Origin of the sequence: Stenotrophomonas sp. B2 (assembly GCF_014947095.1) — a bacterium.
In the GTDB taxonomy this organism is placed as follows: Bacteria; Pseudomonadota; Gammaproteobacteria; order Xanthomonadales; family Xanthomonadaceae; genus Stenotrophomonas; species Stenotrophomonas maltophilia_P.
This window is the reverse complement of record NZ_JADCQA010000007.1, coordinates 229,182-244,527: the sequence shown is the minus strand read 5'-3', so window position 1 is coordinate 244,527 and position 15,346 is coordinate 229,182. Positions and strand designations below refer to the sequence as shown.

Annotated in this window: 15 protein-coding genes; 7 read left to right on the top strand and 8 right to left on the bottom strand. The window is 68.2% G+C overall.

Translation table 11 applies throughout. The features are described 5' to 3' along the window. Positions 1-2 precede the first annotated feature (2 nt). From IMX13_RS10755 to IMX13_RS10745, 3 genes are read right to left on the bottom strand one after another with little or no spacing between them, the layout of a single operon-like run. On the bottom strand, positions 3-257 hold the full coding sequence (locus tag IMX13_RS10755) for a DUF6587 family protein (protein WP_065175605.1): 255 nt from the start codon (positions 255-257) through the stop codon (positions 3-5). Next, complete coding sequence (feoB, locus tag IMX13_RS10750) at positions 257-2,119, bottom strand: ferrous iron transport protein B (protein WP_193396338.1); 1,863 nt, start codon at positions 2,117-2,119, stop codon at positions 257-259. The genes IMX13_RS10755 and feoB overlap by 1 nt, the downstream gene beginning before the upstream one ends. Continuing rightward, positions 2,116-2,370: a FeoA family protein gene (locus IMX13_RS10745; RefSeq protein WP_053519514.1), complete on the bottom strand. Its 255-nt coding sequence runs from the start codon at positions 2,368-2,370 to the stop codon at positions 2,116-2,118. The genes feoB and IMX13_RS10745 overlap by 4 nt, the downstream gene beginning before the upstream one ends. 119 nt (positions 2,371-2,489) lie before the next feature. On the opposite strand from IMX13_RS10745, the gene IMX13_RS10740 reads away from it, so the two are divergent. From IMX13_RS10740 to yeiP, 5 genes are all read left to right on the top strand, one after another. Further along, positions 2,490-3,278: an enoyl-CoA hydratase/isomerase family protein gene (locus IMX13_RS10740; protein WP_053519513.1), complete on the top strand. Its 789-nt coding sequence runs from the start codon at positions 2,490-2,492 to the stop codon at positions 3,276-3,278. Positions 3,279-3,280: 2 nt separating this feature from the next. Then, the gene (locus IMX13_RS10735; RefSeq protein WP_193396337.1) at positions 3,281-3,682 is read left to right on the top strand and encodes a VOC family protein; all 402 of its coding nucleotides are present in this window, start codon (positions 3,281-3,283) and stop codon (positions 3,680-3,682) included. Then, positions 3,679-4,572 (top strand): hydroxymethylglutaryl-CoA lyase, encoded by an 894-nt coding sequence (locus IMX13_RS10730; protein ID WP_053519511.1) that lies wholly within the window; start codon positions 3,679-3,681, stop codon positions 4,570-4,572. The genes IMX13_RS10735 and IMX13_RS10730 overlap by 4 nt, the downstream gene beginning before the upstream one ends. A gap of 103 nt (positions 4,573-4,675) precedes the next feature. Then, on the top strand, positions 4,676-5,446 hold the full coding sequence (locus tag IMX13_RS10725) for an SDR family oxidoreductase (RefSeq protein WP_193396336.1): 771 nt from the start codon (positions 4,676-4,678) through the stop codon (positions 5,444-5,446). A gap of 48 nt (positions 5,447-5,494) precedes the next feature. Beyond that, the gene (yeiP, locus tag IMX13_RS10720; protein ID WP_005409468.1) at positions 5,495-6,061 is read left to right on the top strand and encodes an elongation factor P-like protein YeiP; all 567 of its coding nucleotides are present in this window, start codon (positions 5,495-5,497) and stop codon (positions 6,059-6,061) included. Positions 6,062-6,114: 53 nt separating this feature from the next. Here yeiP and IMX13_RS10715 read toward each other — a convergent pair whose 3' ends face one another. From IMX13_RS10715 to IMX13_RS10700, 4 genes are all read right to left on the bottom strand, one after another. Beyond that, entirely contained in the window at positions 6,115-6,813 is a 699-nt protein-coding gene (locus IMX13_RS10715) for an MliC family protein (protein WP_193396335.1), read from the bottom strand. 82 nt (positions 6,814-6,895) lie between these two features. Then, positions 6,896-7,288, bottom strand: coding sequence for a nuclear transport factor 2 family protein (locus tag IMX13_RS10710; RefSeq protein ID WP_193396334.1), 393 nt, complete (start codon positions 7,286-7,288; stop codon positions 6,896-6,898). Beyond that, positions 7,275-10,418, bottom strand: a complete 3,144-nt coding sequence (locus tag IMX13_RS10705; RefSeq protein ID WP_193396333.1) for a multidrug efflux RND transporter permease subunit — start codon at positions 10,416-10,418, stop codon at positions 7,275-7,277. The genes IMX13_RS10710 and IMX13_RS10705 overlap by 14 nt, the downstream gene beginning before the upstream one ends. A 36-nt stretch (positions 10,419-10,454) precedes the next feature. Then, positions 10,455-11,603, bottom strand: a complete 1,149-nt coding sequence (locus IMX13_RS10700) for an efflux RND transporter periplasmic adaptor subunit (RefSeq protein WP_065175598.1) — start codon at positions 11,601-11,603, stop codon at positions 10,455-10,457. A gap of 129 nt (positions 11,604-11,732) precedes the next feature. On the opposite strand from IMX13_RS10700, the gene IMX13_RS10695 reads away from it, so the two are divergent. Both IMX13_RS10695 and IMX13_RS10690 read left to right on the top strand, forming a co-directional pair. Next, positions 11,733-12,449 (top strand): response regulator, encoded by a 717-nt coding sequence (locus IMX13_RS10695; RefSeq protein ID WP_180876004.1) that lies wholly within the window; start codon positions 11,733-11,735, stop codon positions 12,447-12,449. Then, positions 12,449-13,516: an ATP-binding protein gene (locus IMX13_RS10690; RefSeq protein ID WP_193396332.1), complete on the top strand. Its 1,068-nt coding sequence runs from the start codon at positions 12,449-12,451 to the stop codon at positions 13,514-13,516. Before IMX13_RS10695 ends, IMX13_RS10690 begins: the two co-directional genes overlap by 1 nt. On the opposite strand, the gene IMX13_RS10685 is transcribed toward IMX13_RS10690, so the two are convergent. Further along, entirely contained in the window at positions 13,494-15,248 is a 1,755-nt protein-coding gene (locus IMX13_RS10685; protein ID WP_227255404.1) for a DUF4105 domain-containing protein, read from the bottom strand. The genes IMX13_RS10690 and IMX13_RS10685 overlap by 23 nt on opposite strands. Positions 15,249-15,346 lie beyond the last annotated feature (98 nt).

Sequence of the window (15,346 nt, the reverse complement as noted above, 5' to 3'; positions counted from 1 at the left end):
CGTCAGTGCTGCTTCGGCGGCGTCGGCCCGCAGCTGTCGCAGCCACCACAGGCACCGCCGCCGCCACTGACAGGGGGCGCGATCCTGCGGCCCAGCGCCTGCAGCCAGCCGGCGCGGCCGGGCTTGAGCAGCGCCAGTGCCAAGGCACCGCGCATTCTGCGCACGGTGCCGGGGAACTGCTTTTTCAGTACGACCCACGCGCTGACCAGCACGGCCAGCGCAACGAGCAGGTACTGGAGCAGCAGTCCTGCGTCCATCAGCCGCCTCCCAGCGCCGCGGTCACCTGGTAGGTGATCAGCGCTGCAACGTAGGCCGCTGCGAACAGGTAGAACGCCGCGAAACCCATCTTCTTCCACGAGTTGGTCTCACGCTTGATGGTGGCCAGTGTGGAGATGCACATCGGCGCATAGATGAACCACACCAGCAGCGACAGGCCCGTGGCCAGCGACCAGCCATCGGCCACCACCGGCGTGAGCGCCGAGATCGCCGCATCGTCGTCGGCCGCGGACAGCGCGTACACCGTCGCCAGCGAGGAAACCGCCACTTCACGCGCGGCCAGGCCCGGAATCAGTGCGATGCAGATCTGCCAGTTGAAACCCAGCGGGGCGAAAACCGCGGTCATCGCATGGCCGATGCGGCCGGCGTAGCTGTAATCGATGGCCGGCAGCGTAGCGTCGGCGGGCGCACCGGGGAACGACAGCAGGAACCACAGCAGCACGGTCAACGCCAGGATGATGCCGCCCACGCGCCGCAGGAAGATCATGCCACGCTCATACAGGCCGACTGCCAGATCACGCGGATGCGGAATCCGGTACGAGGGCAGCTCCAGCATCAGCGGATGCTCGCTCTTGTCGCGGCGCCACTTCTTCATGACCCACGACATCGCCAGCGCGCTGAGGATGCCGGCCACGTACAGTCCGAACAGCACCAGGCCCTGCTGGTTGAAGATGCCGACCTTGCCATCGGGAATGAAGGCGGCGATCAGCAGGGCATACACCGGCAGGCGGGCCGAACAGGTCATCAGCGGCGCCACCAGGATCGTCGCCAGCCGGTCGCGTGGATCCTGGATGCTGCGGGTGGCCATGATGCCCGGCACCGCGCAGGCGAAGCTGGACAGCAGCGGGATGAACGAACGCCCCGACAGGCCGGCCGCGGCCATCAGCCGATCGAGCAGGAACGCTGCACGTGGCAGGTAGCCGGACTCTTCCAGCGCGAGGATGAACGCGAACAGGATCAGGATCTGCGGCAGGAACACCACCACGCCTCCCAGGCCGGCGATGATGCCGTCGGTCAGCAGGCTGGTCAGCGGCCCCTCCGGCAGCGCGCCACCGACCACCTCGCCCAGCCAGCCGAAGCCGGCCTCGATGCCATCCATCAGGGGGGTCGCCCAGGCGAACACCGCCTGGAAGATCAGGAACATCACCACGACCAGCGTCACCAGTCCGAACACCGGGTGCAGCAGCCAGCGGTCAAGCGTGTCGTCGATCTTCGCGGTGCGTGCCGGCATGCGCACGGCCACCGCCAGGATGTCGCGTACCCGGGCGTGGTAGTCGATGCCGTCCTCGGCCGGCGGCACCGGCGCATCCAGGTGCGGCACCATGCGGTCCAGGCGCTCGACCAGCGCACGCGCGCCCTGCTTGCGTACCGCCACGGTCTCGACCACCGGCACGCCCAGCTCGCGCTCCAGCGCTGCCACGTCCAGCTGGATGCCACGGCGCTCGGCCGCATCCACCATGTTCAGCGCCACCACCATCGGTTTGCCCAACTCGCGCAGTTCCAGTGCGAAGCGCAGGTGCAGGCGCAGGTTGGTGGCATCGATCACGCAAAGCAGCACGTCCGGCGCGGCCTCGCCCGGATAGAAGCCGCGGCACAGGTCGCGGGTGATCGCCTCGTCCAGGCTTGCCGGGTGCAGGCTGTACGCACCCGGCAGGTCAAGCACGGCGAACTCGCGGCCGGAGGGTGCGCGCAGGCGTCCTTCCTTGCGCTCGACGGTCACGCCGGTGTAATTGGCGACCTTCTGCCGGCTGCCGGTCAGCTGGTTGAACAGGGCGGTCTTGCCGCTGTTCGGGTTACCGACCAGCGCGATGCGCAGGGGGGCGGCAGTGGCGGATGCGGTCATGCACGTCTTTCCTGGCTGGCAGCGTCGATCACGACGCGCTTGGCTTCACTGATACGCAGTGCGAAACGGGTGAACCCGACCTGCACCAGCAACGGCTCTCCCCCCAGTGGGCCCTTGGCCACCAGGCGGACCTCCTCGCCCTTGACGAAGCCCAGCTCGCGCAGGCGGCGGGCAATGGCATCGTTGGCATGCAGGTCCTGCACGGAGTCGACCACGGCCGAGGTATGCAGGGGCAGTTCGGACAGCGTCATCTAGCCTGTTCTCTGCTGGATGTAAATGGTTCTCGATTCTAACATTCCCGCGTCGCGTCATGGCCCATGACCAATGGCCCGCTATGATCCATACAGGTATGGAGTGACCCTGGAATCCCATGAACGATGCTTTGCAGATCGAGCGCAGTGGCGCCGTCCTCACCCTCTGGCTGAACCGGCCGGAGCTGCACAACGCCTTCGATGCCGGCCTGATCGCCCGGCTGACCGCCGCGCTGGAGGCGGCCGGGCGGGAAGACGCGGTGCGCGCGGTGGTGGTGGCCGGCCACGGCGCATCCTTCTCGGCCGGTGCCGATCTGCAGTGGATGCGGGGCATGGCCGCCGCCAGCGAGGCTGACAACCGCGAGGATTCGCTGGCCCTGGCGCGCCTGATGCGCACCCTGGACGAACTGCCCAAGCCGACCCTGGCCCGGGTCCACGGTGCCGCCTTCGGCGGGGGTGTCGGCCTGGTCGCCTGCTGCGACATCGCCATCGCCAGCACCAGCGCCCGGTTCGGCCTGACCGAAAGCCGCCTTGGCCTGCTGCCGGCCGTGATCTCGCCGTACGTGATCGAGGCGATCGGGCCGCGTCAGGCCCGCCGCTGGTTCGCGACCGGCGAGCACTTCGACGCCGACACCGCCCTGCGCATCGGCCTGGTGCACCAGCTGGTGGAACCGGAGCGGCTGGACGAGGCGGTGCAGCGCCAGCTGGCCCTGCTCGACAAGGCCGGCCCGATCGCCTCAGCGTCGGCCAAGCGCCTGGTCCGGCAGGTCCGTGACAGCCATGACCGCGATGCGCTCGACCGCGACAATGCCGCCCTGATCGCGCGCCTGCGGGTCTCGGCCGAGGGTCAGGAAGGCCTGGGCGCCTTCCTCGACAAGCGCGCCCCCCATTGGGTCACGGAGGCCTGAACATGCTCGATCATCTTGGTTTGACCAGCGCCGACCTGGCGCGCAGCAGGGCGTTCTTCAGCCAGGCACTGGCCCCACTGCAGATCGGCGTGGTGATGGAAGTCACCGCGGAGCAGACCGGCACCCATGACCAGGTCGGCTTCGGCCGCGATGGCAAGCCGTTCTTCTGGATCGGCAATGGCGGCAGCGTCAGCCATGGCGTGCACGTCGCCTTCGCCTGTACCGGCCGCGCGCAGGTGGACGCGTTCCATGCCGCCGCCCTGGCCGCCGGAGGACGCGACAATGGCGCTCCCGGCGTGCGTCCCTGGTATCACCCGAACTACTACGCCGCCTTCGTGCTCGACCCGGACGGCAACAACATCGAGGCGGTCTGCCAGCGCCGCGCTGCGGAGACGGAGGCATGAGCGACTACGTGCGCATCGTCGAGGTCGGCCCGCGGGACGGCCTGCAGAACGAAAAGCAACCGGTCTCTACGGCCGACAAGATCGAGCTGATCAACCGCCTGTCGGCCACCGGCCTGCGCAGCATCGAAGCGACCAGTTTCGTCAGCCCGAAGTGGGTGCCGCAGCTGGCGGATGCCGCTGAGGTCTATGCCGGCATCCAGCGCCGGCCCGGCATCCACTATCCAGTGCTGGTACCGAATGAACAGGGCTACGAGCGGGCGCTCGCGGTCGGCGTGGAGGAAGTGGCGGTGTTCACGGCCGCCTCCGAGGCGTTCAACCGCACCAACACCAACGCCGGCATCGACGAGTCGCTGGCCCGCTTCGAGCCGATCCTGCGCCGCGCCGCCGCCGATGGCGTACGGGTGCGCGGCTATGTCTCCACCGTGCTGGGGTGTCCCTACCAGGGCGAGGTCCCCCTGGCCGATGTGGTGCGGGTGGCGCGCGCCCTGCACCAGATGGGCTGCTATGAGATCTCGCTGGGCGACACGATCGGCGTCGGCACGCCGCGCAAGGCACGGGCGATGCTGCAGGCAGTCGCCGCGGAGATCCCGATGAGCGCGCTGGCCGTGCACTTCCATGACACCTACGGGCAGGCCATTGCCAACATCGCTACCTGCCTGGAAGAAGGCGTGCGCGTGGTCGACAGCGCCGTCTCCGGCGCGGGCGGCTGCCCTTACGCGAAAGGAGCCAGCGGCAACGTCGCCAGCGAGGACGTGGTCTATCTGCTGCAGGGCCTTGGCCTGGACAGCGGGGTGGACCTGCCGGCGCTGGCGGAAACCGGTCGTTGGCTGGCCGGCCTGCTCGGGCGTGCGACCGCCAGCCGCACCGGCCAGGCGCTCGCGGCCGTCTGATCCATCAGGGCGCGTCGCCCGGGCTCCGGGCGGCGCGGTGCACAACGGCAGCGGTCGTGGCTTCCGTTAGAATCGGCGGTTCTCGAACCTGCAGGACCGTGCAATGCAGCTGTCTTCCGTACGTGCCGTGATCACCGGCGGCGTTTCCGGCCTTGGCCTGGCCGTGGCCGAGCACCTCGTCGCCCAAGGCGGCAAGGTGGCCCTGTTCGACCTCAACGACGACAAAGGCAGCGCCGCCGTCGCCGCGCTGGGTGCCGACAACGCCCGCTATTTCAACGTCAACGTCAGTGATGAAGCTGCCGTGGCGGCGGCCATCGACCAGGCCCACGATTTCCTCGGCGGGCTCAACGTGGCGATGAACTGCGCCGGCATCCTCGGCGCGGGCCGTGTGCTCGGCAAGGAAGGCCCGATGCCGCTGGCCGGCTTCCAGGGCACGGTGATGGTCAACCTGATCGGCAGCTTCAACGTGGCCAAGGCCGCCGCCAACCGCATGCAGCACAACGAGGCCGGCGCCGATGGCGAACGCGGTGTCATCATCAACACCGCCAGCATCGCCGCCTATGAGGGTCAGATCGGCCAGGCCGCGTACGCCGCCAGCAAGGGCGGTGTGGTGTCGATGACGCTGCCGATGGCCCGCGAGCTCTCGCGCTTCGGCATCCGCGTCAACACCATCGCCCCGGGCGTGTTCTGGACACCGATGGTCGATGGCATGCCCGAAGCCGTACAGCAGTCGCTTGCCGCCTCGATCCCGTTCCCGTCGCGACTCGGCAAGCCGGAGGATTTCGCCAGCCTGGTCGGCTTCATCCTCGGCAACACCTACCTCAATGGCGAGACCATCCGCCTGGACGGCGCTACCCGCCTCGCTCCGAAGTGATTCCCCCGGGCGCCGGGACGGCGTCCACCCCCAACGACCCAGATCACCATGAAAGCCAACGACATCAAGAAGGGCAACGTCGTCGAGTACAACAACGGCGTCTACCAGATCCGCGACATCGAGCGCAGCTCCCCGCAGGGCCGGGGTGGCAACGTCCGCTTCCGCTTCATCATGTACAGCGTGCCGGGCGGCAACAAGCTCGATGCCAGCTTCGATGCCGACGACAATCTGGTCGAGGTCGAACTGCTGCGCCGCCAGTCCACCTATTCGTACAAGGATGGCGATGCGTTCGTCTTCCTCGATGACGAGGACTACACCCCCTACACCCTGGATGCGGACGTCATCGGCGACGACGCCGGCTACATCACCGATGGCCTGACCGGCATCTACGTGCAGGTGATCGACGAGCAGCCGGTGGCCATCCAGTTGCCGGCCTCGGTGGTGCTGGAAGTGATCGAGACCCCGCCGGAACTGAAGGGCGGCACCGCCACCAAGCGTCCCAAGCCGGCCAAGCTCAATACCGGTATCGAGATCATGGTCCCGGAGTACATCGTCAATGGCGAACGCGTGCTGGTGAACACTGCCACCGGCGAGTTCGCAGGCCGCGCGGACTGAGCTGACCGCACGCGCCTGGCAGAGCCGAGCCCCGCTCGGCTCTGCCGACCAACTTACGGCTGCCTGGCGCCGAAATTGCCACACCCATGGTACTGGCGCGTGCCGACGGTCAGCATCGCCTTCGCCTCGAACGGCTCGCCGCTCATGTCGTCCGTGCACGTCGTGCGCTGGAAGGTGAGCTTGATGTCGGTACCGTCCGCAGCCTTGCCACTCCACCCGTCCGCCCCCTGGTTGGGCGCGCCCACGTCGAAGTGCCGCTGGCCATAATCGACCTGCACCTGCAGGCCCGGCGTGTCACCGTCGACCACCGCCAGCCACCCCGGTTCGTTGCCGGTCGCCCTGAACGCGGCAGCACCGGCACGGCCGTCGCCTTCCGTAGCCTCCACCGCGCGGCACTCGCGGTCCACTTCACCCTTCAGGCTGAGCAGCCCGTCATCGTGGCCCTTCGTCCAGAAACTGTTGCCCTGCCCGTCGCCGTACTTCGCCCCCGAAGCAGCACGCTCGGAGGTCATGGCGAACGTGCGATCCCCGATCACCACGGTGGCTGCGTCCTCGCCGTTGAACGTCGCCCGCACGGCCAGATCGCCACACTGATAGGCCGTCTGGCTGGCGGTCGAGTTCGTGGACAGCGGCTGCGGCTCCGGCGGCGCCGGGTCAGCCGTGCCCCCTGCTGCGGCAGGCGGCGTCGAGGGCTGGCAGGCCGCCAGCACCAGGGCCAGCGAAGCCGTCGACAGACTGGAAACTACACGCATGACTCGACTCCTTGTCGACCGTACAGAAAAAACCACCCTATCATCCGGCGATGAGCCGACGCTGAAACCGATGTGATCGCGTTCACGCCGCGAGCACCGTCATCGACAGCAACTGCGCGCCCTCCCCGCCGGAACTACAGGCCCAGACCCGCAACAGACGCAGCCGCAATGCCTGCTCCTGCCCGTGCCGGACGACCACCATCTGCACCGGGCTGGACAGCAGCGCCAGCCGACCGCACAGCAGGGTGTCCACCGCCTGCAGATGCAGCGCCCGCACCTGCAGGTGCCCGCCCAACCAGTCATCCAGCCAGGGCAGATCAAACAGACGCCCGCCATCGCCATCCATCATGAACATCGCCGGCGACAACAGCAGCGACAGTGCCTGCCGATCACCCTCGATCAGGGCCTGGCACAGGCGCCGTTCCAGCGCCTTCAGCTGTACGTCGTGCAGCGTTTGACCGTTATCCGTTCCCATCCACAGATCCTTCCGGCAGTGGCCGGCGCCTGCGCAGGCGCCGCGCGATCCGTTGCCGCACCCCCTGCACCACCACATAGAACACCGGCACGAAGAACACCGCGAGCACGGTCGCGCTGACCATGCCACCGAACACACCGGTACCGATTGCCTGCTGTGTTTCCTTCGAGGCACCCTGCGCCACCATCAAAGGCACCACGCCGAGCGCGAACGCCAGCGACGTCATCACGATGGGCCGCAGGCGCAGGCGCGCTGCCTCCACGGCCGCTTCCACCAGCCCGCGTCCCTGCTGCTGCAGCTGTCGCGCGAACTCGACGATCAGGATCGCGTTCTTCGCCGACAGGCCGATCACCGTGATCATGCCGACCTTGAAGAAAACGTCGTTGGGCATGCCCCGCAGCAGCACCGCCGCTACGGCTCCCAGCAGGCCCAGCGGCACCACCAGCATCACCGCCATTGGTATGGACCAGCTCTCGTACAGCGCCGCCAGGACCAGGAACACCACCAGCATCGACAGCAGCAGCAACCACGGGGCCTGCGCGCCGGACTCGCGCTCCTGCAGCGACTGACTGGTCCACTGCAGTGCGAAGCCCGCCGGCAGCTGCCGGGCCAGGCGCTCCATCTCGTCCATCGCCTGCCCGGTGGAAACGCCCGACGCGGGCGCGCCGGACAGATTCAATGCCGGGAAGCCGAGATAGCGCTGCAGCTGCAGGGGCGCTTCCGTCCACTGCGGATCGACCAGCTCCGACAGCGCCACCATGCCCCCTTCGCTGTTGCGGACATACAGCTTGAGCACGTCGCCCAGCTCCATCCGGTACGGCGCATCGGCCTGGACGATGACCTGCTGCAGCCGTCCCTTGTTCGGAAAGTCGTTGACGTATTGCGAGCCCATTGCCGCCGACAGCGTTCCGCTGATCTCGCTGAACGCCACGCCCATCGCCTCGGCCTTGGCGCGATCGATGTCAAGCCGGACGCTGGTACCTGCGGGCATTCCATCGGCATGCACATCGGACAGCAGTGTGCTGGCCTGGGCCAGCTGCAGCAGCTGCTGGAGGGCAGCGCGCAGCTCGGCCTGGGTCTGCCCGGTCCGCGCCTGCAGCGCCAGCGAGAAGCCTGACGAGCGGCCGAGGCTGTCGATGGCCGGCGGCATCACGCTCATGACTTCGCCCTCGACCAGCGTCGACATCGCCTTCCGTACCGCCTCCACCTCGCCGGCAGCCGTCGCACCGGCACGCTCCCCCCAATCCTTCAGCATCGTGTAGGCCAGTGCAGCACTCGGCCCCGAGCCGGAGAAGCTGTACCCGAGGATCGACTGGTTGGATGCAACGCCGGGGCGCGAGGCCACGTGACGTTCGTACGCTTCAACGACGGCAAGCGTGCGCTCGGTGGTCGCCTCGGCCGGCAGCTGGATCGAGGTCATGAAGTACCCCTGGTCCTCCTCCGGCAGGAATGCCCCGGGCAACCCGTTCAGGCCCAGCAGAAGCGCTGCCACCAGTGCGACGAACACCCCCATCATGCGCCCGCTTCGCTGCAGCACAGCGGCCACGCCACGCTGGTAGCGGCCGGTCATCCGCTCGAAGCCGCGGTTGAAGGCGCCGAACAGGCCACTGCGACCATGATGCCCGCGTGTACTTCCGCGCAGCAGCGTGGCGCACAGTGCAGGCGTGAGGCTGAGCGCCAGCAGTGCGGAGAACAGGATCGATACCGACATCGCGACGGTGAACTGACGGTAGATCGCGCCTACCGAACCACTGGCGAACGCCATCGGAATGAACACCGCGGTCAGTACCAGGGTGATGCCGATTACCGCGCCGGTCAGTTCGCGCATTGCCTTGATCGTCGCCTCGCGGGGTGGCAACCCCTCCTCGGCCATGATCCGTTCCACGCCTTCGACCACCACGATCGCATCATCGACGATGATGCCGATCGCCAGCACCATGCCGAACATGGTGAGGACGTTGATCGAGAACCCCAGCGCCAGCATCGCCGCGAACGTACCCAGCAGCGCAATCGGCGCGACCACGGCAGGTATCAGCGTATAGCGCCAGTTCTGCAGGAACAGGTACATCACCGCGAACACCAGCAGCATGGCCTCCAGCAGTGTCTGCACTACTTTGCGGATCGAGATGCTGACGAAGGGTGCGGTATCAAACGGAATGCTCGCCTCGACACCACGCGGCAGCAGCGGCGCCAGCTCGGCCATCCTTTCGCGCACCGCTGCCGCAGTGCGTACGGCGTTCGCTCCGGGCCGCAGCTGGACGCCCGCCGCCGTCGCAGGCTGACCATCCTCTCGGGTACCCCAGGCGTAGCTCTGCGCCCCCAGTTCGACCCGGGCGACGTCACCCAGCAGTACCCGCGAGCCATCCGCCCGCGCACGCAGCACGATCGAAGCGAACTGCGCGGGCGTGGACAGCTGGCCATCGGCGGTCAGCGGCACGGTCAGGCGCTGGCCGGGCAGACCGGGGGAGTCGCCGATGCGACCCGGTGCGATCTCCAGGTTCTGCTGCTCGATGGCGCTGGCAACGTCACCGATGGTCAGGCCGTACCCGGTCAGCCGCGTGGGATCGAGCCAGACGCGCATCGCCTGCTCCGCGCCGAACAGCTGCACGCGACCGACACCGTCGATGCGGCGCAGTTCCTCGATGATGTTGCGCGCCATGAAGTCACCCAGCGCGGCCTCGCTGACGCTGGCATCCGGCGAACGCAGGCCGACCAGCATCAGGAAACCGGAATCGGCCGCCTCCACGTACAGCCCGTTCTGGCGCACGCTGCGCGGCAACCGCGGCTCGATCGCCTTGATCCGGTTCTGCACATCGACCTGGGCCAGTTCGGGGTTGGTTCCCGGCTGGAAGGTCGCCGTGATCGACGCCTCCCCGGAGGTATCCACCGACGATTCGAAGTACAGCAGGTGCTTGACGCTGGACAGTTCGCGCTCGATCAGCGCGACTACCGCATCGTTCAATGTCTGCGGGCTTGCGCCTGGATAGCTCGCATAGATGCTGACACTGGGCGGAGCGACTGCCGGGTAACGCTCCACGGCCAACCGCGGAATCGCCAGGACACCGGCAAGGATGATGAAGATCGCCAGCACCCAGGCGAACACCGGGCGATCGATGAAGAAACGTGCCATGTTGGATTTTCCTGGATCGGCCGGGTCCTGGCGGACTCAGCCCTGACGACCTGACGGTGCAGCCCCGGCAATGGCGACGGGCCGTGACCAGTCGTGCATCTGGACCACCACGCCCTCCTGCAGGCGCTCCTGGCCTTCGACGACCACCTTCTCGCCCGCCTTCAGGCCATGCCGGACCAGCCACTGCCGATCCACGCTGCCATCGATCTCCAGCGTGCGGATCACCGCCTTGCCGTCACTGCCGACCACCCAGGCGTAGGCCTGACCACCGGCACTGCGCAGTACGGCCTGCTGCGGCAGAACCAGCGCACTGGACGGAGCACCGCGCGGCACTCTTGCCCGTACGTACATTCCGGGCAGCAGCTGGCGCTGCGGGTTGTTCACCAGGATGCGCAGCATCACGTCGCCCGTACGCGCATCGACGCTGATGCCGGAGAACAGCAGCTCGCCACGTTCCGACAACGGCCGGCCCGCCGGGCCGATGATCGCCACCGACGACTGTCCACCGCTCGCGGCGCTGCGCTGCAGCGACTCCAGCTGGGACGCAGGCTGGCGAACATCCACGTAGACCTGGTCGATCTGCTGCACCACCGCCATCGGCTCGGCATCGGCCACGCCGACAAGCGCTCCCTCGGTCACCCATGCCTGATCGATGCGTCCGCTGATCGGCGCGCTGACCGTCGCATAGCGCAGGTCCAGCTGGCGGCGGGCAAGAATCGCCCGGGCTTCATTCACCGCGGCGCGCGCCTGCTCGTACTCGGCGCTGGCGTCGTCGCGATGCTGCTGGCTGACGGCCTGCGCCGCCGCCAGGGCGTGCAGCCGCTGCGACTGCACACGGCTGCGGGCAAGCGCCGCCTCGCTGCGCTGCAGGGCCGCCAGCGCCGAATCGACGTCCGCACGGAAGGCCGCCGGATCGATCTGGAACAACGCCTGCCCGGCGGTGACTTCGGCCCCCTGCTCGAACAGGCGACGCTGCACGATGCCGCCGACCTGCGCACGGATCTGTGCGGTACGCACGGCCGTCACGCGGCCCGGCAGCTCATCGTCGCGCTGCACGACCTGTGGGCCGACGGTGACCACACTCACGCGCGGTGCGGGTTCGGGGCTGGCTTCGGGCGAGGAACAGGCCGTCATGGCCAAGGCGAGGACCGCGATCAACGCGGCCGGGGTCCTGAAGGTTCTCATTGCTGTGCACAATGCCGCAGGCGCGGCGGATAGGTCATGAAGCGCGCAGTCTGCGCGGCGATGATGGGGTTTCGATGGAGGAAGTGTGGAGATACGATGGAGGCAAGCACCTTATGGCCTGATCCACGCATGCACGCCTCCACTGCCCTCGCCGCCCTGGTCCTGATCGTGGAGGACGAGGCCGAGATCGCCGACATCCTCACTGCCTATCTTGAACGTGAGGGCCTGCGCACCCTGCGCGCCGGCGACGGCCACAGTGCACTGGACCTGCACCGCAACATGCGTCCGGACCTGGTCCTGCTGGATGTACAACTGCCGCGGCTGGACGGATGGAGCGTGCTGAGCCAGCTGCGCCAGCGCGGGGAAACGCCGGTGATCATGCTGACCGCGCTCGACCAGGACCTGGACAAGCTGACCGCGCTGCGCATGGGCGCCGACGACTACGTGGTCAAGCCGTTCAACCCGGCCGAGGTGGCTGCGCGCGTGCGCGCGGTGCTGCGGCGGACGCTCAGATCCTCACGCGTGGATGCACCGGCGGCACTGCGCATCGGGCAGCTGCTGATCGATCCGGCAACCCATGCCGTGCATGTGGAAGGCGATGGCTACAGCCATGAAGTCCTGCTGACGCTGACCGAGTTCAAGCTGCTGCACTGCATGGCCCTGGCACCGACCCGCATCTTCAGCCGCAGCGAACTGATGCATGAATGCCTGCCTGAGAGTGAAGCGCTGGAGCGCACGGTCGACAGCCATGTCAGCAAGCTGCGCCGCAAGCTGGACGACGTGGGCATGGTCAACATCCCGGCCAGCGTGCGCGGCGTCGGTTACCGCCTGATGGCCGACCGCTGATGCGCCGGTCCGGGCTCAGCCGGCACATCGTCGTCTCGATGTCGCTGATGGTGATCGGCGTCATCGTGATGATGATCCTCTCGTCCTGGCTGCTGTATGCGGTGCTGGTCGAGTTTTCGCCGGCCAGTACGGTCGAGCCGGAGAGCTGGCTGCCCACCGGTCCCGAACTGGCCTGGATGGTCGGTGTCATCCTGACCGGGCTGGCCCTTGCGATCGCCGCATCGTTCCGCCTCGCCCACCGTATCCTGTCCCCGTTGAATTCGCTGGTCGACAGCGTGCGCGCGCTGGCCAGCGGCGACCTGGGCGCACGCGCCAGCGCCGACGGCAACTCTCCCGGCGAGGTCGCCGCGCTGGTCGACGACTTCAACGCGATGGCGCGCCGCCTGCAGCACATGGAAAGCGAACGGATGATGTGGCACGCCGCCATCGCCCACGAACTGCGCACGCCGGTCACCATCCTGCGCGGTCGCCTGCAGGGCCTGGCCGAAGGCGTGTTCCACCCCGACGAATCGCAGTTCCGCAGCCTGCTGGCGCAGGTGGAAGGGCTGTCGCGGCTGATCGAGGATCTGCGCGTGCTGAGCCTGGCGGACAACGCCCGGCTGGACGTGCGCCGCGCCCGCACCGATGTGGTGGCCCAGGTGCACTCGGTGATGACCCTGGTCGATCCCCAGTTCCGCGCGGCCGGCTTCGTGCTGGAACTGGAGACCAGCCGCGAGGAGCACAACGCCCACTGCGATCCGACCCGCCTGCGGCAGGCGCTTCTTGCGTTGCTGGAGAACGCACGCCGCTACGCCAGCCCGGGCCGGGTGCGGATCGCCGTGCATGACACCCCGGGGCACGTGCAGGTTGCCATCGAGGATGAGGGCCCCGGCATCGATCCGGCACTGCACGCGGACATCTTCAGCCCCTTCATGCGCGCCGACGGTTCACGTTCGCGCCAGGGTGGTGGCAGCGGCCTGGGCCTGGCCGTGGTCAAGGCCATCGCCGATGCACATGGCGGAAAGGTCTACTGCGCGCCCGGTGGCAGCGGCGGCAGCCGCTTCGTCATCGAACTGCCGCGTCAGTAGGCGTCGCCTGCCGTCGCAGACGCTCACCCAGCGCCGCCAGGTTCGCGTCGATGTCATCGAGTTCCCCCCGCTGCGACGCCGGCAGCTGCTGTCGCAGCTGCATGCGCAGGGTCCGCCATGCCGGCACCGCCTGGGCGCTGGCCAGCGCAACGCGGTCGGCCAGCAGTACCTGTTCCTCGGGCAGCGGCAAGCCGTAGCCACCGTCCGCCAGCAGCTCCCCAGGACGCAGCCACTGCCCGCTCAGGTCCAGCAGTTCACGCAGACTGCGTGCCTCAGCGCTCTCCGGCGCCGCCAGCAGACTACGCTTCAGCACGTCACGCGCGCGCAGCTCCGCGCGTCGCTGCGCGGCCTGTTCCAGCAGCAGCAGGCCAGCACTTGCGCGCAGATCACCCTGCAGCAGCCAGGGGCCGCGCTCGCGCGCGGGCAGATTCAGCCATGCGCGCACGTCGCGCGCCGGCAAGGCGAGCTGGGTGGCAGCCACGGAAAAAAGCTGCTGGTAATGATCACGCGCGGAGGCGAAGTAATACCCCTGGGCCTGCGCACCCGCCCGATCCGCCAGGACCTGGTCGTCCAGAACATGCAGCCGTGCCAGCCGACGCCGCAGTCCCCGCGGGGTGAGCTGGGCGAGCCCGGCCTGGCCGAGCCGGGGCACGCCGGCCTGCAGCAGTTTCGCAGTCTCCACCGCGCAGTTGTTGCTGACGAAGTAGTAGCGTCCGTCATAGGTCCAATGCACCTGCGCGGTGCGTTCCAGCAGGCTGGCGATTTCTTCGCGCTGCAGGCGCAGGGGCAGCGACTGCAGGCCACGCAGCTCGACCTTGGTGTATTCATCCACCACCTGTTGCAGCGGCAGCACGAACAGGCGCGAAGGATAGTCGCCGGTCAGGCCACGCCAGTTGGAAATCTGCACATCGCCCACGAACGCGCGGAAGGACAGCACGCGGTGATGTTCGAGATCCAGCCGGCACGCCGGTCCCGGCGTCCGGCCCGGCCGGCAGATGACAAGCCGCAGCATGCTGTGGCCCCAGCGGCTCATCGGCTGCCGGCTGCCTTCGGCGAACAGGTAGTCCACCGCATAGACGCGCGCGGGATCCAGCTGCAGCAACGAGGCTGCCCCCTCCTCCGCTTCGGCCTGCAGCAATGGGAGGGTTGCCTCACAGTGCGGGCGTGGCAGCGATGGCGGCGTGCCGAAATGCGCCCGGTACCACTGCGCCAGGGCTGGACGGCGGCAGGCGAACGCACCATCGAGCACGAAATGCTCGGCATTCACTGCCAGGTACTCGGCCGCATCCGTCAGCTCGTAGGGATCCGGGCTGCGGTCACGGAAATCATTGTCACCGCGGCCCAGATGCCACGGCCTGCGCTGCCAGCCGGACAGATCGCGCCAGCGCGCGCTGCGCGACCAGCCTGCACCGTTGCGGTCGGCAACGTGGGCCAGTTCGTGCACCAGCGCGCTGCGTCGCGCGCGGCGGGCGCCGGGCACCTCCTCATCCAGCAGGTCGCGACGCAGCGACACGCGTCCGCCAAAGGCCCGACCGTGCACATCGGCCGGCAGGGCCTCACTCCAGCGCACCTGCACCTGCGGCGGCAACGCGCGCAGCAGCCCCTCGGGCAGCAGCGACTGCACGTCGGCCAGGGTCTGCCGGGCCAGCCGTTGTTGTGTTGGGTCCAGGCCTGCGGGGTCCAGCTGCAGGCGGTCGGTCGCATGCGCCACCGGTATCGCCAGCCACGCCAATGCGATACCCCATCCTGCATGCAGGGCACGCTTGGACAGCGCCGGGTCGCGGCCGGCATCTGCTGCTGCCCGCGTACGCAAGACGTTCAGCCGTGCAT